General features: G+C 56.8%; 20 protein-coding genes. 6 read left to right on the top strand and 14 right to left on the bottom strand.

Going from position 1 to position 24770, the window contains the following annotated elements; translation table 11 throughout:
- Nucleotides 1–31: 31 nt before the first annotated feature.
- From MJA45_RS21430 to MJA45_RS21455, 6 genes are all read right to left on the bottom strand, one after another.
- Nucleotides 32–910, bottom strand: a complete 879-nt coding sequence (locus tag MJA45_RS21430; protein WP_315603934.1) for a carbohydrate ABC transporter permease — start codon at nucleotides 908–910, stop codon at nucleotides 32–34.
- Nucleotides 911–926: 16 nt separating this feature from the next.
- Nucleotides 927–1805 (bottom strand): carbohydrate ABC transporter permease, encoded by an 879-nt coding sequence (locus tag MJA45_RS21435; protein WP_315603935.1) that lies wholly within the window; start codon nucleotides 1803–1805, stop codon nucleotides 927–929.
- A gap of 68 nt (nucleotides 1806–1873) precedes the next feature.
- A complete protein-coding gene (locus MJA45_RS21440; RefSeq protein WP_315603936.1) occupies nucleotides 1874–3199 on the bottom strand; it encodes an extracellular solute-binding protein in 1326 nt (441 codons plus the stop codon).
- A gap of 270 nt (nucleotides 3200–3469) precedes the next feature.
- Nucleotides 3470–4501, bottom strand: coding sequence for an NAD(P)-dependent oxidoreductase (locus tag MJA45_RS21445; protein ID WP_315603937.1), 1032 nt, complete (start codon nucleotides 4499–4501; stop codon nucleotides 3470–3472).
- A complete protein-coding gene (locus MJA45_RS21450; protein ID WP_315603938.1) occupies nucleotides 4498–5370 on the bottom strand; it encodes a DUF6807 domain-containing protein in 873 nt (290 codons plus the stop codon). Before MJA45_RS21450 ends, MJA45_RS21445 begins: the two co-directional genes overlap by 4 nt.
- A 17-nt stretch (nucleotides 5371–5387) precedes the next feature.
- A complete protein-coding gene (locus MJA45_RS21455) occupies nucleotides 5388–6491 on the bottom strand; it encodes a Gfo/Idh/MocA family protein (protein ID WP_315603939.1) in 1104 nt (367 codons plus the stop codon).
- Nucleotides 6492–6664: 173 nt separating this feature from the next.
- On the opposite strand from MJA45_RS21455, the gene MJA45_RS21460 reads away from it, so the two are divergent.
- On the top strand, nucleotides 6665–7843 hold the full coding sequence (locus tag MJA45_RS21460; RefSeq protein WP_315603940.1) for an AraC family transcriptional regulator: 1179 nt from the start codon (nucleotides 6665–6667) through the stop codon (nucleotides 7841–7843).
- 155 nt (nucleotides 7844–7998) lie between these two features.
- Here MJA45_RS21460 and MJA45_RS21465 read toward each other — a convergent pair whose 3' ends face one another.
- Nucleotides 7999–9894: a PrkA family serine protein kinase gene (locus MJA45_RS21465; RefSeq protein ID WP_315603941.1), complete on the bottom strand. Its 1896-nt coding sequence runs from the start codon at nucleotides 9892–9894 to the stop codon at nucleotides 7999–8001.
- Between the two features lie 378 nt (nucleotides 9895–10272).
- Here MJA45_RS21465 and MJA45_RS21470 point away from each other — a divergent pair, with 378 nt between their 5' ends.
- Nucleotides 10273–11079, top strand: a complete 807-nt coding sequence (locus MJA45_RS21470; RefSeq protein WP_315603942.1) for a DUF2161 domain-containing phosphodiesterase — start codon at nucleotides 10273–10275, stop codon at nucleotides 11077–11079.
- Nucleotides 11080–11130: 51 nt separating this feature from the next.
- Here MJA45_RS21470 and MJA45_RS21475 read toward each other — a convergent pair whose 3' ends face one another.
- The 4 genes from MJA45_RS21475 to MJA45_RS21490 form a co-directional block, all read right to left on the bottom strand.
- Nucleotides 11131–12042: an NAD(P)/FAD-dependent oxidoreductase gene (locus tag MJA45_RS21475; RefSeq protein ID WP_315603943.1), complete on the bottom strand. Its 912-nt coding sequence runs from the start codon at nucleotides 12040–12042 to the stop codon at nucleotides 11131–11133.
- Between the two features lie 152 nt (nucleotides 12043–12194).
- Entirely contained in the window at nucleotides 12195–12959 is a 765-nt protein-coding gene (locus MJA45_RS21480) for a sulfite exporter TauE/SafE family protein (protein WP_315603944.1), read from the bottom strand.
- Nucleotides 12960–13169: 210 nt separating this feature from the next.
- Nucleotides 13170–14978, bottom strand: a complete 1809-nt coding sequence (locus tag MJA45_RS21485; protein ID WP_315608076.1) for an ABC transporter ATP-binding protein — start codon at nucleotides 14976–14978, stop codon at nucleotides 13170–13172.
- Between the two features lie 110 nt (nucleotides 14979–15088).
- The gene (locus MJA45_RS21490) at nucleotides 15089–16816 is read right to left on the bottom strand and encodes an ABC transporter ATP-binding protein (RefSeq protein WP_315603945.1); all 1728 of its coding nucleotides are present in this window, start codon (nucleotides 16814–16816) and stop codon (nucleotides 15089–15091) included.
- A gap of 85 nt (nucleotides 16817–16901) precedes the next feature.
- Here MJA45_RS21490 and MJA45_RS21495 point away from each other — a divergent pair, with 85 nt between their 5' ends.
- The gene (locus MJA45_RS21495) at nucleotides 16902–17042 is read left to right on the top strand and encodes a hypothetical protein (protein WP_315603946.1); all 141 of its coding nucleotides are present in this window, start codon (nucleotides 16902–16904) and stop codon (nucleotides 17040–17042) included.
- A 69-nt stretch (nucleotides 17043–17111) separates the two neighbouring features.
- Nucleotides 17112–17738: a hypothetical protein gene (locus tag MJA45_RS21500; protein WP_315603947.1), complete on the top strand. Its 627-nt coding sequence runs from the start codon at nucleotides 17112–17114 to the stop codon at nucleotides 17736–17738.
- 74 nt (nucleotides 17739–17812) lie between these two features.
- Here the strand turns inward: MJA45_RS21500 and MJA45_RS21505 are convergent, their stop codons facing one another.
- From MJA45_RS21505 to MJA45_RS21515, 3 genes are all read right to left on the bottom strand, one after another.
- Nucleotides 17813–19117 carry an ABC transporter substrate-binding protein gene (locus MJA45_RS21505; RefSeq protein WP_315603948.1) on the bottom strand — a complete coding sequence of 435 codons (1305 nt, stop codon included), beginning with the start codon at nucleotides 19115–19117 and terminating at the stop codon, nucleotides 17813–17815.
- 157 nt (nucleotides 19118–19274) lie between these two features.
- The gene (locus MJA45_RS21510) at nucleotides 19275–20111 is read right to left on the bottom strand and encodes a carbohydrate ABC transporter permease (RefSeq protein ID WP_315603949.1); all 837 of its coding nucleotides are present in this window, start codon (nucleotides 20109–20111) and stop codon (nucleotides 19275–19277) included.
- Nucleotides 20111–20986 (bottom strand): carbohydrate ABC transporter permease, encoded by an 876-nt coding sequence (locus MJA45_RS21515; protein ID WP_315603950.1) that lies wholly within the window; start codon nucleotides 20984–20986, stop codon nucleotides 20111–20113. The genes MJA45_RS21510 and MJA45_RS21515 overlap by 1 nt, the downstream gene beginning before the upstream one ends.
- Nucleotides 20987–21156: 170 nt before the next feature.
- Here MJA45_RS21515 and MJA45_RS21520 point away from each other — a divergent pair, with 170 nt between their 5' ends.
- Nucleotides 21157–22953 (top strand): cache domain-containing sensor histidine kinase, encoded by a 1797-nt coding sequence (locus tag MJA45_RS21520; RefSeq protein ID WP_315603951.1) that lies wholly within the window; start codon nucleotides 21157–21159, stop codon nucleotides 22951–22953.
- Nucleotides 22950–24584, top strand: a complete 1635-nt coding sequence (locus MJA45_RS21525; protein WP_315603952.1) for a response regulator — start codon at nucleotides 22950–22952, stop codon at nucleotides 24582–24584. The genes MJA45_RS21520 and MJA45_RS21525 overlap by 4 nt, the downstream gene beginning before the upstream one ends.
- Nucleotides 24585–24770 lie beyond the last annotated feature (186 nt).

The raw sequence follows: 24770 nt of genomic DNA on the forward strand, positions 1-24770 counted from the left end.
TTACTATCCAGTATACCTCATGCCCGCCGGATCAGCCCTTGACTGCCCCTGCGGTCATCCCTTTCATGACCTGCTCCTGGAACAGAAGGTACACCACGATCGTCGGGATGACCGCGATGGACATCGCCGCAAGCGTCAGACTGTAATCCGTCTGGTAACCGTCGGCAAACGTCGCGATGCTGAGCGGGAGCGTTTTGAGAGACGACTTGCTTATGAACACGAGAGCGAATGAGAAATCGTTCCAGAAGTGCAGGAAGCTGAGAATCGTTACCGTCGACAGCGCCGGCAGGGAAATCGGCAGCATGATGCGAAGGAACACGCCCCACAAGCCGGTGCCGTCGATAAAGGCCGCCTCCTCCATTTCCTTCGGAATGGAAGCCAGGTAGGCGGTAAGCACGAAGATGGCCGTCGGCAGAGCGAACGCCACGTAGGGCAGAATGAGCGCCCAATACGTGTTCAGAAGAGACAGCTGCTTCATCAGGATGAACAGCGGCACCAGCGTACTGTGGATCGGAATAAGCATGCCGACCACGAAGAAGCCCATGATCCAAGCCTTGAAGCGGAACCGGAACCGGGCCAGCACGAAGGAGGCCAGAGCCGAGATGAACAGCGTCAGAGCAAGCGAGGTCAAGGACACGATAACGGAATTTCCGAAGGCCCTCCCCATGTGGGAGCTGGTCCAGGCTCTGGTAAAATTCTCAAACTGCCACGTTTCCGGCAGGGAGAACGGACGGTTGATGAATTCCATGTTGGTTTTGAATGCGGAGATGAACAGCCAGAAGAGGGGATACAGCGTCAGCACCCCATACACGGTAAGGCCCGTCCAAAAAATGGCTCCTCTCCATTTTCTCCCGGATCTCCCCGCTTTATGTGAAGCAGCCGGTGAATAAGCAGCGGCGGTGTTGCTCATGGGTTCCTCCCCCTTTCTAGGCGGTCTTGGTTTTGCGGCTCATCAGCCATTGGCTGACGCCGATAAAGAGCAGGCTGATGGCGATAATGGAAGTGGAAATGGCGCTTCCGTACCCGTAACGGTAGGAAGTGAAGGTCGAGTTGTACATATAGGTAGCCAGAAGCTCGGTGGAATGGGCCGGCCCGCCCTTCGTCATGATGTAGACCAGGTCGAAGGATTTCAGGCTTCCCGAGATGCAGAGGACAATGGCCACCTGCACCGTGCTCCAGATCATAGGCAGAATAATCGAAACCATTTTACGCGCCCCGGTTGCCCCGTCGATCTTGGCGGCATCGTGAATGTCACCGGGAATATTCTGAAAGGCGGAGATGAAAATAATGAGATAGAGCCCGACAAAGCTCCAAATAAGAGGCGGAATAAGCGAGAAAATCGCAATCTTGGAATCGGAAAGCCACTGAAGCTTCCAGCTGGCCAGCCCGAGACGGTCCAGAAGAAAGTTAAGAATCCCGATCTGCGGATGGTAAATGTACTGCCAGATCATGCCGATGACGACCGCGGACAAGACCATGGGCATAAACACGGCCGAGCGCAGAAAACGTTGAAGCAGGCTGTTCTTGTGCAGCAGGATGGCGAGAATCAGCGCCAGCGGAACCTGTCCGAGCACCGAAGCCAAGACGAAAATAATGTTGTTCTTGAGCGCCCGCCAGAAGATCGGATCCTTGAACACTTCCACATAGTTGTCGAAGCCTATGAATTTGGCGGCCCCGATCCCTTTCCAGTTGAAGAATCCGTAGTAAGCCGACCAGATCACCGGCACGAAAACAAACAAAGCATAGATCACGACGGACGGCAGCAGGCCGAGGACGATAAATCGCCGGATGCGCAACGTGTTCATAACCAATCACTTCCTCTGCTAATGAATCGGCCCTCCGCTCGGGAGGGCCTTGGGTTAAGCGGTCCGGCTTATTTGCCGATAGCCCCCGCCTGGGCATCCTGAATTTTCTTCGCGATCGCTTCCGGATTGCCGCCCATGAGCAGCTCCTGGAGGCTGTTGTTCGTGACCTCCACCGCGGCGGAGCTCAGCTTGGAGTCATAGACCGGGCTGATCTTCGTGTTCTTCATGAGCTCGTTCAGCTCGATGAACAAAGGATTGGCTTTGGCTTTGTCCACGTCGATTTTGTAGCTGACCAGCGTGGAGCTGTCGAGCGTCGCCTTCTGTCCGTCCGGGCCGGCCAGGGCATAGAGCAATTCCTGTGCGGCTTCCTTCTGGGCGCCCTTCACCTTCTTGCTCATGCCCATCCCCGTCCCGACCACGCCGGAGGTGCTTTGCGCGTTTCCTTTGCCGCCGTCCACGGCAGGCAGGATGGTGATGTGCGTCGTGTCGAGCACTTCCTTAGGCGCCGTCTTCACGAGGTTCGCGAGAGCCCAGCCGCCGTCCATGAACATCGCGGCTTTGCCCTGGTTGTAGAGCTGGATCATCTGGTTCTCGTCGATGCTGTTGAAGCCGTCCTGGAAGGCTTTGGACTTACCGAGATCCTGAAGCACCGTGAGGGCCTTCACGAATTCCGGATCGGTGAATTTCGCCCCGTCCTGCTTGGCGGCCTTCAGGAACCAGTCCGTCCCGGTCACGCGGTCGGCAATGGTGCTGAAGATGGTGGATTGCACGACCCAGTTGGCTTTGTTGCCGAGCGCCACGGGAATGACGTTGTTCTTGTTGAACGTATCGATGGCGGCTTTAAGCTCGTCCCATGTCTTCGGTACCTTAACCCCGTATTTGTCGAAAATGGCCTGGTTGTAATAAATGAAGGAGCTTGGAGCCAGGTTCATCGGAACGGAATACGTCTTGCCGTCCACCGTGTAGCCGTCTAGCGCGTTCGGAATGAAGTTGTTCTTCCAGTCCGGCTTGCTGTTCAGGTAATCGTCGATAGGCTGCAGCAGACCGCCGCTGACGAACTCCTTGGTCATCGCATCCGGCCACATGACGAAGAGGTCCGGCATTTCATCCGCCGCGGCTACCGTGCGGAGTCTTGTCTTCAAGCCGTCGGTCGGCAGTCCTTCCACTTCCAGGTCAACGTTGGGATGCTTGGCTTTGAAATCGTCCAGGATGCCTCTCATGGCGATCGCCTTGGCGTCTTGTCCGGTCCAGTTATGCCAGACGGTAAGCTTTACTTTCTCTCCGGCTCCGTTACCCGAAGCTCCCTGCTCCGTGTCGGCCGCTCCGCTGCCGCAGGCGGTCAGCAAGGATGCGGTAAGAAGGACGGGCGCCCCCCATTTCACCACTTTATTCATAAGGTGTAACCTCCCTGGTTAGTCTCTAGTGTTGTTTGTATGGTCTGTCTTCATTCTATCGGGAGCAACCGCTTTCGGTAAGGGGAATCCCATCTGGAGCAGGGTAGAAAAAGATCGGCTTTCCGCCCCCAGCAGGCGGATGAGAAGCTCTAAGCGGAGCTTCCGACCCGTATACGGCGCAGCTGGGGTGGGATGGGAAGCTTCTTGCACAGCAATCGCCAAAAAACCCCCATCTTGATTACAAGATGAGGGCTGTTTGACGATAGTCACCTATTTAGTTGACTGTCGCGGCAAAAATTGCTCATAAAGCTTGAGGGCAAACTGCTCATTGGCTTCCTTCGTTCTGCCTGCATTATGGGGGGTATGCACCACATTATGCCGGCCAAGCAGCGGGTCATTCAGCGGCAGGGGCTCGATATCAAAAACGTCAGCCGCTAAACTGAGCTCATCGGCAAGAACCCTTCTGCGCAGCTCCTCCATATCGCAAATCTTCGCACGGGTCGCAAGCACCACCAACGCTCCCTGCGGCACCGCGCGGATCAGCTCCGCGGTGACCAGTCCTCCCGTCTGATCGGTCAGCGGGACCATGGGAACAAAAATCTCCGCATCCCGGACCAATCGGTCCAGATGCCACTCCTTGCGGGCGCCGGCCCGGTGAAAGCACGGCTCACTTGCATAGGGATCCCACATCGCGACATCTGCACCTAGCATATGGACGAAGCTGGCGTAACGGCTTGCAATATTCCCCGCCCCAACAATCCGTATGCGCTTGCCCTCTACGGTGCCGTTGGCGAAGCGGGTATCGTCTCCGAACTGTACCCCCCTGGCCCCTGGCTTGCCCACTCCCTCCGGCGGATCATAATCCCACGGCTGCAAGCTCGTGATGATCTCATGATGAGTTTGAGGGATTCTTCGCAGTCCGCAGAGGGTAAGCGCCAGAGCAAATTCGCTGACAGATTGTCCCCAGAAGCCCTCCGTGGGCTGGCTGTAGCACCGGATCCCCCGTTCCTTCAGCCGTTCGCTCATTTGCGGTTCCGGCGTGGTGCTATACTCGGTCGTGAACACGACCTCCTCCAGCGCCGTAAGCGCCTCCAGACAAGTCAGGTCTACCCGCGCCTTCAGCGAAATGAGCCGGACTACACTGGCGGGATCCGGAATGATTTCCCCAATCCCCCTCGTTTCGTCTGCGGACAATCGGATCAGCTCCGCCTCGCCGTCCTGCACCAGCAGCTTATGGAAATGATCCGCGACGAAAGGCCACGTTCCGTCAAAATCGGGATGAACCACGATTACGCTTCTCATTTATGCTCTCCTCCTGTATACCTTCTCCAATTGGCTTCCATCTCCGCTGCTTCCCTAGCTCCGCAGAATAGATAGATCCGGTATCGAGACCGCTTGCTCTCTCCCTTTGCCAAGCTCCAGGCACCCGCTATGCATCGGCTTGGGGAAATGCCCAGCTGCCCATCCACTCTCCAGGGAGAAGGATGTTCCTCATTCTCGTCATGATCCAGGATGGCCATGCCAGCGTAATCGTCACGCCCCTCCACGCGCATGCTGACAGCCGCCCATCTGGCACGCTGACCGTCCGCTTCCTCCTTGCTCAATCCGTTGCTGCTCAAGAAGCTTCCGCCTTGGTCCTCCCGGTAAGGCATCCGAAGGAATAAGCCTCCATACGAATAGGACCCAAACGTAATGGCTTTCTCCGCTGTAAGAGTCCACTCGAGGTCAAGCTCGTATACCGTGTTCCGATCTCGCAGGCTCCAGCTCTGGCGCTCGGTAAGCAGCCGATCGCCCGCCGGTTCACACCACGCCGTCTTCACAACCCAGCCGGCTTCGTTGTCAGCCAGCTGAACATCCGAGATCCCCTCGGGGTGAAAGGTGCCGTCATTCGGCGAATTCGTTAATCCCTCTGTCCAGAAGCCCCAGTTATTGACTTGATTTAGGCCCACATACAAGCCATGCTGCCAGGGATGGTGAGCGGGCGCGTCCTCTGTGAGCACTCCTCTTCCATCCGGTGCCGCGATCGGGTGAAGGTACGGACGGCGGTTAGGATGAGCCTGCTGGGTAAGCAAAGGTGCCTCGGCCCCCCGGCGGTAAATCGAAAGCATGTGCTGCGAATGGCGGACCACGAGGTGCTGGTTCTCTACCGTCTTCCCTTGTATAGAAGTCATCAGGTTACCCCTCTCTATTATCGGAATTCCGGAAGCCTGACGGGTTCGCCGTTCCTTAAGGCCGATTCATGGGCACACAATCCCGCACAGGTCCAGTTCGCGGACGTGTAGACATCCGGGAAAGGCGCCCTATCCTCCACGATGCTCATGATAAACTCATGGGCAAGATGCGGATGGGAGCCGCCATGGCCGCTGCCCTGTTTAAAGGACAGATGCTGGTTAGTATCCGCATCATAGACCCCTTGGGTTGTGAATCGGCGGATGTTTTCCGGGAGCAGGTGCGCAAAGTCGGGAATGACAATGCGCTTCCCCTCTTCCCCATGGAAGAGAACCGGCTGCTCCCCCTCAAGCTGCTGCCATTCGAAGCTGACCTGATCGGCATACACATCGAAGCTCTCGATATATTCACGCGATGTCTCGAATAGGGAACGGGTTACCTCTACCGCGAGATCGGAATCCCGAAGCCGGAACAGCGCCGTCTCTACGGCGAAGGGCGATTGATACTTAGCAGCCAACCGCTCGGCAATCCTGCCGGAGCCGAGACAATAGACCAGCTCCGCTTCCTTATTGGCAAGAGCGAGCAGCGGACTTACGGCATGTGTGGCGTAGTGCATAGGCGGCAAGCCTTCCCAGTACCCGGGCCAGCCGGCCATTTCCTGCTGATGGGCCCCCCGCATGAACTGGATCCGTCCCAATTCCCCATGGTCGCGAAGGTGCTTAAGGAAGAGAAACTCCCTTGTATATACAGCCGTTTCCATCATCATATACTTCTTTCCTGATGCCTGCTGCGCCTCTAGGATACTCCGGCAATCCTCGATAGAGGTGGCCATGGGCACGGTACAGGCTACATGCTTGCCTGCAAGGAGCGCTGCGATCGATTGTTCAGCATGAAGGGAGATAGGCGAGTTAAGATGAACCGCATCAATGTTCGGATCCTGAAGGAGCTCTTCATAGCTTGTATAGCGGACGGGAACGCCGAAGTGCTCGCCGATCCGATGCAAGCTGTCAGCGGATCGCTGGCCTATGGCATATAGCTCGGTATGAGGATGATTCTGATAGATGGGAATGAATTCAGCTCCAAATCCGAGTCCAACAAGGGCTATTCTAATTTTATCGCTCAAGGCCTTCTACCTCCTGCAGCTGCTCTACTAGCCCCACTATAAGGCAACGGCTGCCGATTGAAAATGAGCATTCTTGCAAACATATTGAGATTTTTCACCATGGCTGTTCGTCAAAATATTTACCGTTTATAATCACAGTAATGGATTTCATTAGAAAGCGTGGGGGGTTTCTATTGCGTTTATTAGATGAGTCTCCAGGGAAGCGAACGCCGAAGCGCCATGTTGCCCTGTTGATCGAGACGTCCAATGAATACGCCCGGGGGCTGCTGCGGGGAATCCGCTCCTATATCGGTGAGCATCACTCCTGGTCTCTGTACCTGAATGAGCACAGCCGAGGACAGGGCGTCATGCCATGGGCAACGCATTGGCAAGGCGACGGGATCATCGCGCGTATTGAGAATGAAGCCGTGGCGGAATACGTACGCCAAACCGCTGTGCCAACGGTCGATCTAAGCTCACACCGTCTCCTGCCTGAGCTGCCCTGCCTGGAGACGGATGATCTGGCCATTGCGAGGATGGCCTTCTCCCATCTGCAGGAACGAGGGTTTAAGCAATTCGCCTTTTGCGGAGATCCGCGGTTCCCCTGGTCTGTCCATAGGAGAGAGCATTTTATCCAAGAGGCCCAGCGTGCGGGTTATCCTTGCTATGTCTATGAGGTGGAGGCCCAGGAGGCTTGGAATAAGGAGCATCAAGCGATGATCTCGTGGATCCGGGAATTGCCTAAGCCGGTCGGCATCTTCGTCAGTTACGACATGTTAGGACAGAAGCTGCTGGACGTATGCAGACAGGCCCGTGTGTTCGTTCCTGACCAGGCGGCGGTGATCAGCGTCGATAACGATGAGCTTCTGTGCAGCTTATCGGCTCCTCCACTCAGCAGTATTATTCCCGACACTCTGGCAACAGGTTATCAGGCAGCCGCTCTGCTGGACCGTATGATGAAGGGGGAACCCCACCAACCTGGCATCACCTCGATCCCGCCGCTGGATGTGGCGCCGCGCGTCTCTACCGATGTCACTGCCGTAAAGGACCCGCTCGTAGCGGATACGGTCCGGCTCATTCGCAGCCACCTCTACGAGAACATAAGCATGGACAAGCTGCTGACGGAACTGCCTGCCTCACGCCGATCCTTGGAAGCGCGGTTCCAGCGTGCCCTGGGCCGAACTCCGCATCGCATGCACATGGAGATGAAGATCAAGCTGATCAAGCAATTTCTAACCGACACGGACCTTACCCTCCCCTATATTGCCGAGAGGATCGGCTTTAAGCATGCGGAGTACATGAGCGTTCTGTTCAAGCGGGAAACCGGCATGACGCCAAACGATTATCGTAAGAAGGTACAGGGCGATAAATAAGTTCAGCCCTCCCTTTCCGGTCACTCGGTCGGCCATGGCGCTGAAGCTTGGTAAGGGAAATCCTACGGGAGCAGGATCGGCCGCACGCAAAAAAGCATGCCTTCCGGGTTTCCCCTTCCGGCATGCTTTAATGGGAGGACAGGACGACTACGGTTTTACCGGTTCAACAAACTCCCCACATACCGCAGCAGCTCGTTCGCGCATACCGGGCAGTAGCCGTGATTCTCGATGAGGCGGGCGGTCACTTCGTTGATCCGCTTCAACTGCCGCTCATCCGGCGTCTTCGTGGACGTAGTGATCTTCACGATGTCCTTTAGATCGGCGAACAGCTTCTTCTCGATCGCCTCCCGCAGACGCTCGTGGGTGCTGTAGTCGAACTTCTTGCCCTTGCGGGAGTACGAGGACATGCGGATGAGAATCTCTTCGCGGAAAGCCTTCTTGGCGTTCTCCGACACGCCGATCTGCTCTTCGATCGAGCGCATGAGGCGCTCATCCGGGTCCATGGTTTCGCCGGTGAGCGGGTCCTTGATTTTGCCCCAGTTGCAGTAAGCCTCAATATTGTCGAGGTAGTTCTCGAACAATGTTTTGGCCGACTCTTCGAAGGAATAGACGAAGGCCTTCTGGATTTCCTTCTTGGCGAGCTCGTCGTATTCCTTACGGGCGATAGAGATGAAATTCAAGTACCGCTCGCGCTCGTCTTTCGTGATGGACGGGTGCTGGTCAAGGCCGTCCTTGATGGCGCGGAGGACGTCCAGGGCGTTCATGCACTCCACGTCCTGGCGGATCAGGGCGCTTGAGATGCGGTTGATGACATACCGCGGGTCGATGCCCGACATGCCTTCCTCAAGGTATTCGTTCTGCATTTCCTTCAGGTCCGCTTCCTTGTAGCCCTCGATCGCTTCCCCGTCGTACATGCGCATCTTTTTGACCAGATCCATGCCCTGCTTCTTCGTTTCCTTCAGCCTCGTCAGAATGGAGAAGATGGAGGCCGCCTTAAGCGCATGCGGAGCCATATGAATGTACCCCATGTCGCTCTGCCCGATCAGCTTCGTGTAAATCTTCTCTTCGTCGGATACCTTCAGGTTGTACGGAATCGGCATAACGATCATCCGGGACTGCAGCGCTTCGTTCTTCTTGTTCGCAATAAACGACTTGTACTCGGATTCGTTCGTGTGAGCGATAATGAGCTCGTCGGCGGAAATCAGGGCAAAGCGCCCGGCCTTGAAGTTGCCTTCCTGCGTGAGAGACAGCAGGTTCCACAGAAACTTCTCGTCGCACTTCAGCATCTCCTGGAACTCCATAATCCCCCGGTTCGCCTTGTTCAGCTCCCCATCGAACCGGTAAGCGCGCGGATCGGATTCCGAGCCGAATTCGGTAATGGTCGAGAAGTCGATGCTTCCCGTCAGGTCGGCGATATCCTGGGATTTCGGGTCCGACGGGCTGAAGGTACCGATCCCGATGCGGTTCCCTTCGGAAATGACCACTCTCTCGACCGGCACGAGCTCGATCCGGTTGTCGTACTCCGTGCGGAGCCTCATCTGGCAGGAGGGGCATAGTGTTCCCTCGATCTTAACCCCGAGCTCCCGCTCGATCTCGGGACGCAGATCATCCGGAATAAGATGCAGCGGCTCCTCGTGCATCGGGCAGCCCTGGATGGCATAGACGGCCCCTTCGTCGGTACGCGAAAACTGCTCAAGCCCCCTCTTCAGCAGCGTAACAATGGTGGATTTCCCCCCGCTGACCGGACCCATCAGCAGCAGGATGCGTTTACGGACGTCCAACCGGCGTGCCGCCGAGTGGAAGTATTCTTCGACCAGCTTCTCGATGGCTCGGTCAAGCCCAAAGATTTCCTTCTCGAAGAACTTATATTTGGTTTGTCCATGTTCCTCTTCCAAGCCTTGGGAAGCGATCATCTGATAAACGCGTGAATGTGCGGTCATTGCCAAACCCGGCTGCTTTCTGACCTTCTCGATATATTCCGCAAAGGTCCCATTCCACGCCAGCCTGGCATTTTCCGACCGATGCTCGGCAATCTTCTGGAAAATGTCCATGGTAGCCTCCTCTCGTCCTGCTCAAGATAAGTCAACGTATTAATACCTATGCAGCCCGTAGGCAGATGTTGACCTTAAATCATGCCCGGGCCCTTCTTTTTCCCTTTCCGCTGTTCCCGGTTTCCCCCGAAAGCCAAGCCTGATGCGGGGTTGGGCATCCTTCAGAAAAAAGTCTTGTCTCCAACCAGGCGGACAAGCTGAGGTGCGTGCCGCCTTGTTCCCGCGGACAAGCGGGAATGCCAGACAAGCCGCTCGAGGAATACGCGGTAGGAGGACGAATCGGCGGAACCCGAAAGGCCGAGTCCCGCGAGCCAGCCCGGGAACTCCTGTTCCTGTGCTATAATGGAAGGACAAACATGACGAAAGGAGAGTCCGTAAGTGGCCATCAAGAGCGAAACCGAGCTGTACGGACCGGTGAAGGAATTTTTCGAACGGATGGGCTATGAGGTCAAGAGCGAGGTCCGGCACTGCGATCTGGTCGCTCTGCGGGGCGAGGAGGAGCCGGTGCTGGTGGAGCTGAAGCGCACCTTCACCCTTCCCCTGCTGATCCAGGGAATCGACCGGCTGAAGCAGTCCACCCGCGTCTATGTGGCCGTGGAGCAGAACGCCAAGGGACGGGCTCCTCATAACCTTAAGTGGAATGACCTTCAGCGGCTGTGCCGGATGCTCGGGCTCGGGCTGATCACCGTCCGGTTCTACACCCGCCGGAAGCCGGCCGTTGAGGTGCTGTGCGACCCGGTGCCTTATACGCCCGCCCTCCGCAAGAAGAGCACGGAACGCCTGCTGCTCGAGTTCAAGGAACGCAGCGGGGATTACAATACAGGGGGCAGCACCCGGCGCAAGCTGATGACGGCGTACCGGGAAAAAGCACTCCACTGCGCCCATCACCTGAAGGTGAACGGTCCCAGCTCCACGAAGCTTCTTCGGGAGTGGACGGGCAATCCCAAGATCACCCTCCTGCTGCAGGACAATTACTACCTTTGGTTCCGGAGGGTCAGCCGGGGAATCTATGAGCTGACGCCACTAGGAGAAGAAGCTCTGGTGCAATACGAGGAAGTGCTTAGGCAGGTGCTTCAGCGCAGAGGCGGGGTTTCCGCCCTGCCCGCCCCTCCCGCTCTTACCGAACCGGTTCTAGCGAAAAGCAAAAAAGGAAGGAATAAAAGGCTTCCTTCCCCCATAGAATAGACTTATAGATTCCCCACTGCCTTATCGGTAATTAAGTGACCGGATAAGGCACTACCGCCCATCCATCTGGCAGAGGGTTTTGTGAATCCAGATCGCAGCCAGGGCCCCTTCGCCCATGGCGATGGTGAGCTGCTCGGCATGGACGCCCAAATCTCCCGCGACCCATACGTTCGGCACGTTGGTCATCTTCGTGCGGGGATCAGCCGGAACATGCTTGTTCTCGAGCCTCTCGACGCCGAGCTGCTTGGCGAGCTCCGACTTGACCTCGTTGCCGCCGAAGGCTATGAAGCCGCGCTCCGCCTCGATCCGTTCGCCCGATTCGAGCACCGCCGCGGTGATTTCGCCGTCACCCTTGGTCTCGATTCGGCTGATCGGCTCCTCGCGGTACCCGATCCCGAGCTCCTTCAGGCGGCCGAGCGCTTCTTCGGAGACCGGCGTGCCGTCATGGTTGATGTAGGTCAGCTCGCTAGTCCGCTCCGACAGGGTAAACGCCATGTTGGCCCCGACGTCTCCGGCCCCGAGCACCACGGTCCTCCGGTGGCGGACCTCGAAGCTGTCACAGTCCGGGCAGACGTAGACCGTCCGGCCGAAGCAGGGGACGAGTCCGGGCAGTTCCGGGAACCGGTCCAGCAAGCCCGTGGCGAGCAGGAGCGTGCGGGCCGAGTAGGCGCCGCCAGAGCGGCCGGCGAGGGAGAAGCCGGTGTCCTCGCGGCTGGCGGATACGACCGTATCCTCCGCGAACTGGACCCCGAGACTGCCTGCCTGCTTGCGTCCGGTTTCCCGCAGATGCTCTCCCGAAACCCCATCCGGCCAGCCCAGCACATTGTGATAGCGGCGGCACAAGGTAGAGCGGCCGTAGCCCGAGTCAATGACGAGCACCTTGTGCTTCGTGTAGCGCCCGAGCTGAACCGCCGCCTGGAGCCCGGCAATCCCACCGCCGACAATGATGCAATCATACTGCATGAAGTTGAACCCCCTTATGCGGTCACGGCCTTTTTGGGCGCGTCTCTTTTTCTGCGCACTTATTTAAGCGTAAGCTTATTTTGCCCAACATCATACTATACCCAAACGAAAGCCGCTGAATCCCGGATTCAGCGGCTTTCGAGGTGTTTCTATTAAATGAGCTTCAGCCCGCTGATGAAGATCAGTCCGGCCATAATCGTTCGGAGCGGGCGGGGAGGGACCTTGGCGGAGAAGTAGCTGCCCGCCAGCACGCCAGGGATGGAACCGACGAGAAGGTTGATGGCGAGCCCGTAGTCGACGTGCCCCAGTCCCGCATGAAGCAGCCCGGCCACGGTCACAAGCAGAAAGGCGTGAGCGATATCCGTTCCTACCACTTCGGCTGCGGTCATGCGGAAGAAGTAGATCATTAGAATGGCGAAGAGGGAGCCCGAGCCGATGGAGGTCAAGCCGACGATAAAGCCGAGGAGCGCCCCGGTAAGGATGGTCAGCAGCTTTTTTTCCTCGATCGGCTTCGTCTGGATGGAGCTTTCCTTGATTTTATGCTGGAACAGCTGACGGAAGATGGTGGCCAGCGCGACGATGATCAGGACCACGCCAAGGGCATGCTTGATGATGCTTTCCTGGTTATGATAGAACGATTCGAACACCTTAAGCAGGGTAATGGCGATGACGGCACCGGGAATGCTGCCCATGGCCAAATATTTGACCAGTTGGAGATTGACCGATTTCTGCTTGAAGTGCTGGTAGGTTCCAAACAGCTTCGTGATCGAATTGTAGAAGAGATCGGTTCCTACGGCGATGGTTGGATTGACGTTGGCCAGAATCAGAATGGGAGTTAACAAAGAAGCGCCGCCTACCCCGGTTAAGCCGACAAGAAGCCCAACCAGTAAACCGATGAGGACAATATGAATTTCCATAAACGTTAACACCCCATAATCCCGAGTAAGTATATAGGAATTATATGACGATTGGAAAGGTTTTGTAAAGTCTTTTCTTATGGACTCCATTTGTTTTCTTTATAGTGTATAGCCGGGCATGCGGATAGGTGTCTGCACTTGGCAAAAAGCCGTCCGGCGGAATGCCGGACGGCTTATCGGGAAGGGAAGGAGAGGGACGAACCAAAAGGCTTACACGGCTTTGTTCCGTCTACCTCCCGTAAACTGGCTTTCATACAGCTCCGTATAGAACCCGCCGCGGGCCAGCAGCTCTTCATGGGTCCCGCGCTCGATCACCCGGCCATGGTTCATCACCAGGATGAGATCCGCATCCCGGATCGTGGACAGCCGGTGGGCGATGACGAAGCTCGTGCGGCCCTTCCTAAGCTCGGTCATCGCCTGCTGGATATGTACCTCGGTCCGCGTATCGACACTGCTCGTCGCCTCATCGAGAATGAGGATGGCCGGGTCGGCCAGAATGGCGCGCGCGATGGTGAGCAGCTGCTTCTGGCCCTGGGACAGGTTGGTCGCCTCCTCGTTCAGCACCGTGTCATAGCCGTCCGGGAGCGTGCGGATAAAATGATCCGCATACGCCGCCTTCGCGGCCGAGACGACCTCGCTTTCGGTCGAGCCGGTCCGCCCGAAGGCGATGTTGTCCCGGATCGTCCCGTTGAACAGCCACGTGTCCTGCAGCACCATGCCGAACAGCCCGCGGAGCTGGCTGCGCTTAAGCTCGCGGATATCGACGCCGTCGATGGCGATCGAGCCCCCGTCCAGCTCATAGAAGCGCATCAGCAGGTTGACGAGCGTCGTCTTGCCGGCTCCGGTCGGTCCGACGATGGCCACCGTTTGGCCCGGAGCAATCTCAAGGTTCATCCCTTCGATAAGGGGCGCGTCTTCCTTGTAGCCGAAGGATACGTTGCGGAAGACGACCCGGCCCTGCGGCTTCGGCAGGGATGGAGCCGCTGCCGGCTCCGGCCGCTCTTCCTTCTCGTCCAGGAGCTCGAACACCCGCTCCGCCGAGGCAAGCGCCGACTGGATCAGGTTCGCAATGTTCGCCACCTGCGTGATCGGCATCGTGAACTGCTGGGAGTACTGGATGAAGGCCTGCACATCCCCGATCGCCACCGCCTGCCGGGTGACCATGATTCCCCCGACCACCGCCACAAGGACATAGCCGATGTTTCCGATGAACATCATGAGCGGCATGATGATGCCGGACACAAATTGGGCCCGCCAGCCGGCGTCGTACAGCTTCCCGTTGATGGCGTCGAAACGCTCCACCGAGCGCTTCTCATAGCCGAAGGCTTTGACGATGGTATGACCGGAATACATTTCTTCCACGTGTCCGTTCAATTCCCCGATCGTCTTCTGCTGCTCGGCAAAATATCGCTGGGATCGGGAAGCGATTTTCTTCGTCACCAGCACGCTGAGGGGAAGGGTGACGAGCGTGATGAGGGTGAGCAGCGGACTGATCGTCAGCATCATGACCAGAACCCCGACCAGCAGCACGAGGGAAGAGATGAACTGCGACAATACCTGCTGGAGCGTATTGCCGATGTTATCCACGTCATTGGTCGCCCGGGAGAGAATTTCCCCATGGGTCCGGCTGTCAAAATAATTCAGCGGCAGCCGGGCCAGCTTCTCCTGCACATCGCGGCGCATGGCGAAAACCACCTTCTGGGCGATTCCCGCCACCAGATATTGCTGAACGAAGGTAAACAGGGCGCTCAGCGCGTATAGACCGACGAGAAGCAGCAGAATACTCGCAATGAAGTGGAAATCGATCGCCGCCCCCAGCCGGCCAAGCATGGCCCCTTCAAAAAGCCGGGTAGTGACCTTCCCCATAATCTTCGGGCTCACAATGCCGAAGACCGTGCTCAGAACAGCCGCGGCCAGAACGATCAGCAGCTGGGTCCGCCGTTCCTTCAAATACCCGATGAGCCGCCGCATCGCCCCTTTGGCGTCCTTCGCCTTCTGCACGGGCATGCCGAAGCCCATCGGTCCCCGTCCGAAGCCCGGCCCCGGGCCCCCCGCCTGCGGCTGACCCGGCCGCGCCGGCCCGCCTCCTGAACCGGGGCCCCGGCTTCCTTGTCCCTGCGGATGTCCGCTCATGCGCTCTCCTCCTCCGACAGCTGGGATTGGACGATCTCCCGGTAAACCCGGCACGTTCTCATGAGCTCCTCGTGAGTCCCGGAGCCGGCCAGCTCACCCTCATCCAGCACCAGAATGCGGTCGGCCTTCATGATGGTGCTCACCCGCTGGGCAACGATCATCACCGCCGCCTCGGCCGTCTCCTCCTGGAGGGCGGCTCTCAGCTTCGCGTCCGTGCGAAAGTCAAGCGCCGAGAAACTGTCGTCAAAGACATACACGGAAGGCTTGCGGATCAAAGCGCGGGCTATCGACAGCCGCTGCTTCTGGCCGCCCGATAAATTGGATCCCCCCTGCGAGACGGCCGCCCCGAACCGCCCCTCGAGTCCCTCCACGAACTCTTGGGCCTGGGCCACCTCCGCCGCCTGTTCGATTTCATCCGGCCCGGCGTTCTCCCGGCCGAAACGGATGTTGCCTTCCACCGTTCCCGAGAACAGAACCGCCTTCTGGGGAACGAAGCCGATCATCCCTCTCAGCTCTTCCTGGGACAGCTTGCGGATGTCCCTTCCTCCGATCTTAATCGTGCCGGCATCGGTCTCATAGAAGCGCATGAGCAGGTGAAGGATCGTCGATTTGCCTGAGCCCGTTCCTCCGATGATCGCGGTCACTTCACCAGGCCGTGCGGTGAAGGAGAGGGCGCGGACGGCGGGCTGCTCCGCTCCCGGATAACGGAAGGTGACATCCTCGAATTCCACCCGGCCTTCAAGCCCGTCCGCGGAGCCGGCGTCCGGAGCATCGAATATCGCCGGTTTCACCTCCAGTACCTCCTGTATCCGGACGGCGGAGGCGGAGGCGCGGGGAATCATCATGAACATCATCGAAACCATCGTCAGCGAGAATAGGATTTGCGAAGCGTACTGAATAAAAGCAATCAGATCGCCGACCTGGATGCTTCCGCTGTCCACCCGGATACTCCCGAACCACATAATCGCCACGATCGACAGGTTAAGCAGCAGGAGCATGACCGGAAAAATCGTCGACATGATCCGCGTCACCCGCATGGCGGTGGCCGTCAGATCGGCATTCGCCGCGGCAAAGCGGTCCCGCTCCTGCTCCGTGCGGTTGAAGGCGCGGATGACGCGGATCCCCGTCAGATTCTCCCTCAGAACGAGATTCAGCCGATCCAGCTTCTGCTGCATGGCCCGGAATAACGGAATTCCTTTGGCCGCCACAAAGACTATGACCCCGACGAGAAGAGGGATGACGGTGACGAGGATAAGCGCCAGTCTGGCGTCCTTCGAGAAGGCCATGACCAGGCCTCCCACGATCATCAGCGGAGCGCTCAGAAACATTCGAAGCATCATGAACAGCACCTGCTGTACCTGGGTAATGTCGTTCGTCGTCCGGGTAATCAGGGAGGCCGTCCCGAACGTATCGAATTCCTGCAGGGAGAACCGCTCGACCTGACCGAAAACCCGGCTTCGGACAATCTGCCCGAACCCGGTCGCCGTCTTGGCTGAAAGCAGGCCCGCGGTCACATTGCAGGCGGTTCCGGCAGCCGCGATGAGAAGCATCCAGGCGCCCGTCCCCCATATATAGCCGCTGTCGCCATTCACGATCCCGACATCCACGATATCGGCCATAAGGGTAGGCAGATACAGCTGGGCGATCGACTGGAGAAACATCAGGACAACCGTCACGGCAATCCCATACCGGTACGGCTCCGCAAACCGAAAAAGCTTGAACAAATTCATCACTCCTTGCCACTAAATGAATGGCGATGCTTAACCGGCGGGAAAGAAGAAAACCGCTTCTCTTTCTCCAAGATAAATCATGACCTTAGGGAAGGGTCAAGAGATGGCCAACCGGTTTATCTGGCGGTTCCTTTTGGGTCATGGACCATGCTCCGCCCACCAGCTTTTCCCTCATTTTACCACAGCCCGGTGCGGCTTCGTCCATCCGTCGGACGGCTGAAAATGAAACCTTTTGCCGGTAAGAAGGGTATAGAAGGATACGGACTTCAAGCGAAAGGAGACCTCCCTTGTGATAACAGTCGAATCGGGCATCAAGTACTTGTTCCGAGGCTTATTCTTCTTGGTATACTTTCCTTTCTATCTGATATACCGAGTTCTTCTTGTTCTATTGACTTATCTGCTGGCCGTCCCCTTGTCCTGGCTCGGCCGGAACGTCCTGCTTCCTGTGGCGGAGTTCATCGGCCGTTATATCTTGAAACCGATCTGGCATTATGGGTTCGCCGTGCCGGCCGAATGGGTTTGGCGTAATATCGTACAGCCCGTCCTCTCTTGGGTATGGAAAGAGCTTGCGGTTCCCCTGGCGGTTTGGCTTTGGGATCGGGTGCTTTATCCTTTCCTGTATTACGGCCTGTATCTTCCCCTGCGTTTTCTGTGGAAGCACGTCCTCCGCTGGCTTTACTATGAAGTGCTGCTGCCGGCAGCCCGGTTCAGCCGGACGGTCGTCCTTCAGCTTTTCCGCGGGATCCGCTGGCTGTGGCTGCATTTGGTCTACTACCCCATCCGGTGGGTCTGGCTTCATGGGGTCTATTACCCTCTCCGCTGGATCTGGCGTACTCTCATTCAGCCGCTCCTCCGGTGGGCTCACCGCAAGATTCTTCGGCCGGCAGCCGGCTGGTTCCGCCGGCTTCTCTCTTGACCCGCCCGTTTCCAACCGCTCCCCAAAAGAAAAGCACCCGGGACCGTTTTCCCGGGTGCTTTTGGCATCAAGCGTTATTTCTTTTTAAGACCGTCCCAAGTGGCTTGGAAATCCGCCAGGAGCTGGTCCTTGTTCTTCTTCTGGGCTACATAAGCCTGCATGGAATCCCCGAATTTCTTACTGGAAGCTTCGCCGCCAGGGAACTTGAACCAGTTCCAGCTGAGGACTTTGCCGTCCTTCACATATTTGTTGATGTCGGCGGCAAGCGGTCCGAGAACCTTCTCGTCTACCGGAATGTTGGTGAAGGCCGGAATGAACTTGAATTCGTTGGTGATGTATTTCTTACCCGTTTCGGAAGTGGCGAGCCAGTTCAGGAACTTCTTCGCTTCTTCCTTGTTTGCCGAATTCTTGTTCACGACCCAGTTGTTCGGTACGCCGACAAACAGCTTGTCATTGGCGGCAGGATCATCGCTGATCGGCATCGGCAGGAAGCCGACTTTCAGATCCGGATTCGTCTGCGTGAGCTGCAGCTGCGTCCAGTTGCCCTGCTGCGTCATAGCCGCTTTGCCGGTGGCAAATTCGGTGACTTGAGTCTTATAGTCGGTCTGCAGCGGGTTCTTGTTGCCGTACTTCAGGGTCAGGTCAAACAGCTTCATCCAGTTCTCGAACTGGGCGTTGCCGGCAAATTTCTCGGTGCCTTTGTTCAGGCCCTCGATAAATTTGTTCGGATCCGGCTGGAAGGCAAACGGCAGGTTCACGAAGTGGTTCCCAAGGACCCACCACTCGCCGTAGCCGTTCTCGAATGGAGTGATGCCGGCCGCTTGAAGCTTCTTGGCGGCTTCCTCAAGCTGGGTCAACGTCTTAGGCAGCTCGGTGATCCCGGCCTTGGCGAACAGGTCTTTGTTGTACTGGAAGCCGTAGCCTTCGATCCCGACCGGCATGCCGTACAGCTTGCCGCCTTTGGTCATCGGCTCTTCCGCGCCCTTCGCCAGGTTCTTCACCCAAGGCTCGCCGGACAGATCCTCCAGGTTCTCCTGCCACAGATCAAGATCGGAGAAGCCCCCGACGTTGAAAATATCCGGCTTGTCGCCCGAGTTGAACTTGGCCTTCAATGCCGCACCGTAGTCGGAGCCGCCGCCAACCGTTTCCACTTGAATTTTGACGCCGGTTTCCTTCTGGTATTCTTCGACCAGTTTGTTAAGCGGGTCGGCGATTTCAACTTTAAACTGGAACATCTTCAAGGTAACGTTCTTGCCGCCCCCGGCATTCGTCCCGCCGCCGGTATTCGCAGGCCCCGCATTGTCTTTGTTTCCACAGCCGGCCAGCACCCCGCCCATCAGCACGAGGGACATTCCGACCAACCCAAGCTTTTTGTTCATTGTAGTTCCTCCCTTTTGTGATCACCCTGTTAAGGCTATCTACATTGTAGAAAACGTTTTCTTACTCTTACACCGAAGATATTGATGCTTCAGGTGTAATTTTTTGACGGCTGGGGGTAGTATCCCCCGCAGTCGTCTTTTTATTACCCAAATTCTGTTAGCCTTTAACCGACCCCGCCGTAATACCCTCAATAATATGGCGCTGCAGAGCCAGGAAGAAAAGGACAACCGGGATAACCCCAAGCACGAGACCCGCCAGAGCCAAATCCCACTGCTTCGTGTACTGCCCGAAGAAGGAGAAGGTCGACAGCGGAATGGTCCGGTGTCCCGGGCTGGTCAGCACGAGGGACGGAAGCAGGTAATCGTTCCATATCCACAGGGTGTTGAGCAGAATGATCGTGACGGTCATCGGCTTCAGCAGAGGGAAAATGATTCTCCAGAAAACTCCGTAAGGAGACGAGCCGTCCACTGTGGCGGATTCCTCTATCTCACGCGGAATCGACTTGATGAAGCCGTGGTACAGGAACAGGTTGAGCGATACCCCGAAGCCGAAGTAACAGATGACGAGGCCCGGGATGCTGTCCATCAGACCGGCCTTATCCGCCACCTTGACGAGCGGGATCATGATCGACTGAAACGGAATAACCATCGCCGCGACAAAGGCGGCAAACAGCAGGTTGTTGAACTTGGACGGGGACCGCACCAGACGGTAAGCCGCCATGGAGCTGATGATCACAAGCCCGATGTTCGCAAACACCGTAATGAGCAGCGAGTTGGTGAACGCCTTCGGGTAGTTCATGATTTTCCATACCTTCGTGTAGTTGTCCAGATAGAACGACGACGGCAGGTTGGCGGTGTTCGCCACGATTTCCGCGAAGTTCTTCATGGAGTTCACGATGACGAAGTAGAAAGGAACCAGGAACAACAGGGCTACGATAATGCCGACAATCTCCAGCAGAAGAGTGCGGCCGTTATAGGACCGGGTGTTTTCCATTACACCTCCACCTCCCTCTTCTTCGTGATGCTTACTTGAACAATGGTAATGAGGGCGACGATGATAAAGAACAGCAGCGCTTTAGCCGTTCCGAGCCCGTACCGGTTGTTGCGGAACGCCTCCTGGTAAATGTTCATGGCCACCGATTCGGTCGCTCCGAACGGTCCGCCCTTGGTAAGCGACAGGTTAAGGTCGAACATTTTGAACGCCCAGGAGATGGTCAGGAACAAGCAGACGGTGACCGACGGCATAATGAGCGGAATGGTGACGCTCTTCAGCATGTCCCAACGGGTCGCCCCGTCGATTCTCGCCGCTTCGATCAGTTCCTTCGGAACGTTGGCGAGACCGGCGATGTAGATGACCATCAGGTACCCGGCCCCCTGCCAGACGGACACGATGACGATCCCCCAGAAGGCGGTCGGTTCATCCCCGAGCCATGGAAGCTGGAAGAAGCCGATATTCGTCAGCTCGCCCAGCGTGGCGAAGCCTTTGACGAACACGAACTGCCAAATAAAGCCGAGCAGCAGCCCCCCGATGACGTTCGGCATGAAGAAGACGGTACGAAGAACGTTCCTCGTTTTGAGGTGCTGGGTCAGGAGAAGAGCTAGCAGAAAGCCCAGCAGGTTGGTGAAGATGATTTCCGCCACGGAGAAGCGGACCGTGAACCAGAAGGAGCGGTGAAAATCCTTATCGTCAAAAATAATGGCCTTGAAGTTGTCGAGCCCCGTCCACTTGACTTCCGCGGCTACCCCGTTCCATTCGGTGAAAGAATAATAAATGCTCATCAGAAACGGAATGACTACGATTAGGGTAAAGAACAGCAGTGCAGGTCCTACAAAAACCCACTGCTGGATCCAAGATTTTTTGGTTTTCATGGGAACCCTCCTTTTAAGTGAATTAGACAATTCTTTTATCTTACCCAAGTATAGAAAGATCCGAGCGGCGCCGACACAGACGATGGTGACGTAACAGGTGGAATATATTGATCTCCCCTGTTATGATGGAGAGACGGTTAAAACCTTACGCGCAAAGGAAGATCCAAAGCATGTTCCAGAACAGCATCCGCAGCAAGCTGATCGTGTTTCTGCTTGCCGCCACGTTGATCCCTATTACGATTTCCATCCTGATTACGTATTTATACACCCGGGAGACCGTCTCCAAAGAAACGGTGGCGACTAGCTCCCATCTGCTCTACCAAGGGAGAACGAACATCGGAAACTATTTGGAGAGAATGAACCAGTCCTCCCTTTCGGTCTATAACGATTTTGAGCTGTTCGATATTCTCGATCACAGCTGGCTCCAGAGCGATGAGCTCATCCTGACCTCCCGCAACGAAATTTACCGCGCCCTGCAGACGATGGCCCATTCGAGCCGGGAGATCCGCCAGGTCTATCTCTTCCTGGAGAAAAACCGGTGGTCCTTCGCCGTGCTGAACGAGAATTTCGTCCCCTTTCGCAAGGCCGACTATTCCATGCCCCAGCAGAGCCGGGAGGTGTACCTGCAGGCCCCGCATCCGCTTCACAGCTACGGGCTCTCTCCTAATATTGAGATTCCGAAGCAGAAGGTCATCACCTTGTACCGGACGATCTACAACGCCATTTCGGCGGAACGTCTCGGCACCCTGGCCATCGATTTCGATCTGGAGGCGCTGCGTCAAATATGCGGACAGCTTTATGAGAAAGGCCGCGAGGAGCTGTACCTGCTGGACGATCAGGGGACGGTGCTCTACAGCCATGATTCCTCTCAGGAGGGCCAGATCCTCCGCCCGGATTGGGAACAGCGGATCGAGCAGGCCGAGGCACCCTCCGGGTCCTTTGACATCCGCAGCAGGGACTTTTCGGGAATGGTCATCTATGAGAAGATGCAGACCCCCGATTTCCATTGGACGCTTGTGAAGAGAATCCCATACGACTATTTAAACCGCAGTGCACGGCAGTTAACACAAATCAATACCTATGTGTTTGTTTTGTTCCTGGTGGTGGCCGTAGCCTTCACCATTCTCATTTCCTTCCGGTTCACCGCTCCGATCCGCCGGCTGACGGCGTATATGAACCGGATCAAGACCGGGCAGCTGCAGGTTGACATCGATATCCAGGGAACGGATGAAATCGCGAGGATGGGTCAAAGCTTCCGTACGATGATGGAAACCATCAACAACCTGATCCTGCGGGAATACCGGCTTGAGATCGCGAACAAGACGAATGAGCTGAAAGCCCTGCAGGCGCAGATCAATCCTCATTTCCTGAACAACGCCCTGCAGTCGATCGGAACCCTGGCGCTTCATAACGGCGACCGCAAGATGTACTCCCTCATCCATTCCCTGGCTAAGATGATGAGGTACAGCATGAACACAAGCGAGTCCGTCGTCACCTTGGCTCAGGAAATCGATTACGTGAAGGCTTACCTCGACCTGCAGCAGCAGCGCTTCGGGGAGGACCTGCAAGTGGCCTTTGAAGTAGAGCCGGAGGCGCTGAAAGCGCGGCTTCCCAAAATGATCCTGCAGCCCCTTGTCGAGAATTATTTCAAACACGGCTTCCCTTCTCCCGCCCCGGGCAAGAAGATCGGAATCCGCTGCGGGATCCGGGAAGGCAGCCGGCTGCGGATCGAGGTAACGGATAATGGACCGGGCATGACGCCGGAGGAGCTGGAAGCGTGGAACGACAGGCTGGGCCGAGCTCTTGGAAGAGCGAATCCGCCGGACAGCATCGGCTTCATTAACGTCAATTCCCGGCTCCAGCTGTTTTTTGGGGAAGGGGCCGGCATGAGGCTGACCGGGGCCGCAGGCGGAGGCTTGGGTATTGAAATGGAAATTCCCCTGACCCTCGAGGAGGAGGATATATGAAGATTTTGATTGTTGATGATGAGTTGCATGTCCGGGATGCCATCCGTCTGCTGGTGGACTGGGAACGGTATGGCATATCCGACATTCTGGAGGCTTCCGACGGCCAGGCGGCCGTGGAGCTTCTGCAGGAGCAGAGCCCCGAGATCGTGTTTACCGATATGATGATGCCGGGCATGAATGGAGTCGGTCTCTTGGAATGGATTCAGGCGAACGCGCCGCGAACCAAAGCCGTTGTCATCAGCGGTCACGACGATTTCGACTTTGTCCGCAATACGGTAAAGTTCGGTGGGCTCGATTATATCCTGAAGCCGGTGGACCCGGATCAGCTTCAAGAGGCGGTCAAGCGTGCCGTAGAGGCTAGGACGAAGGAAGACGAGGAACGGAAGCGGAATCAGCAGAGGGGCATGGAAATCAACCAGATCAAACCCGTATACTGGGATAAAATGTTCTCTCAATGCATTGACGACCCTTCTTATTATCACTCTATCCGGGATAGCGTCCACCAGGAATTCGGCCTTCGCCCCGGGGATGAAACCTGCCGGGTGGCCATTCTGAGCCTGGACCGCATGGATCGAAAGGTGAGGGACAAATTCGCTTCCGCGATGGACCTGCTCTTCTTCTCGCTCCTCAACATCTGCAACGAGTACCTGCGGCGGACCAACCGGGGCTTCGCCTTCCGCCATTGGAATTCGACAAGGGAGATCATTCTGATCTTGTGGAGGGATTTGACAACGGCAAGCGCCCTCCTCGGCCATATCAACGAAGGAATTTTTCGAACGCTTGGCGGGCGGTTCGAGTTCGGCCTCGGCTCCGAAAAGCCTCTCCCTCCCGGCCTTCAGCATTCCTACCGCGAGGCGGCCGAAGCTCTCGATAGGCGCAACCTGCTGCAGCTGAGCAGTTGGATCCACGAGAAACGTCCGGGCGCGGAAGCCTTCCGCGGGCCGGTGCTTCATTTTACCGATTATGAGGAGCCGGTCCGGTTCGCCGTCCGGAGCGGAAGCGAAGAGCAGATCCGGGAAGCACTGGGCCAATGGTTCCGGGAGGTTCGCAAGCTCTCGTACATCAGCCCCGAGCAGTCGGAGCTTTGGCGGGACGAATATCACGTGCTGAAAGCCATCTGGATCAAAGAACTGCTCCCCGGCATGACGGACAGCGAGCTGGGCCCGCTTCAGGAGGAGACCCGTCCCTACATCGTTCCTCTTAACGACAGCGGAACCCTTTCCATGGAGAAATGGGAGCAGGAGCTCACCGCCAGCCTTCTGGAGCTGGCCCGTCTTGTGCGGCAGAGCCAGGGTCGGGAGGGGCACCATGTCATTTACGACATCGAGAAATATTTGCGGACCCACTATCACCAGGATATCGCGCTGCAGGATATGGCGGATAAATACCACTTGAGCCGGGAATACATTTCTCGCAAGTTCAAGCAGGAGTTCAACGAGAACCTGTCCGACTACGTGGGGCGGATCCGGATCGAGAAGGCGAAGCAGCTGCTGGGCGATCCCGGTTTGCGCATTTCCCAGGTGGCCGAGATGGTCGGCTATTCGGATGAGAAATATTTCAGCAAGGTGTTCAAGAAGCTGACCGGCTCTTCTCCGAACGATTACCGGAAGCAGCTGGCCCGGAAGCCGTAAACTGACAATTTGTTCACAGATTCGGACGTTTTCATTTGCCGGGCTTTTAGGTATAATAGAAAATAATTGTGTATCGTGACGCCAGTCCCGGGAGGTGCTCTTCATGTTAACGTCCACGACCTTTTGGATCACCATCGTCGTGTTTCTGCTCTTTATCGCAGCGATGCTGACCGCCGCTTACAATGA

The sequence above is a fragment of the Paenibacillus aurantius genome (genome assembly GCF_032268605.1).
Classification (GTDB): Bacteria; Bacillota; Bacilli; order Paenibacillales; family NBRC-103111; genus Paenibacillus_AO; species Paenibacillus_AO aurantius.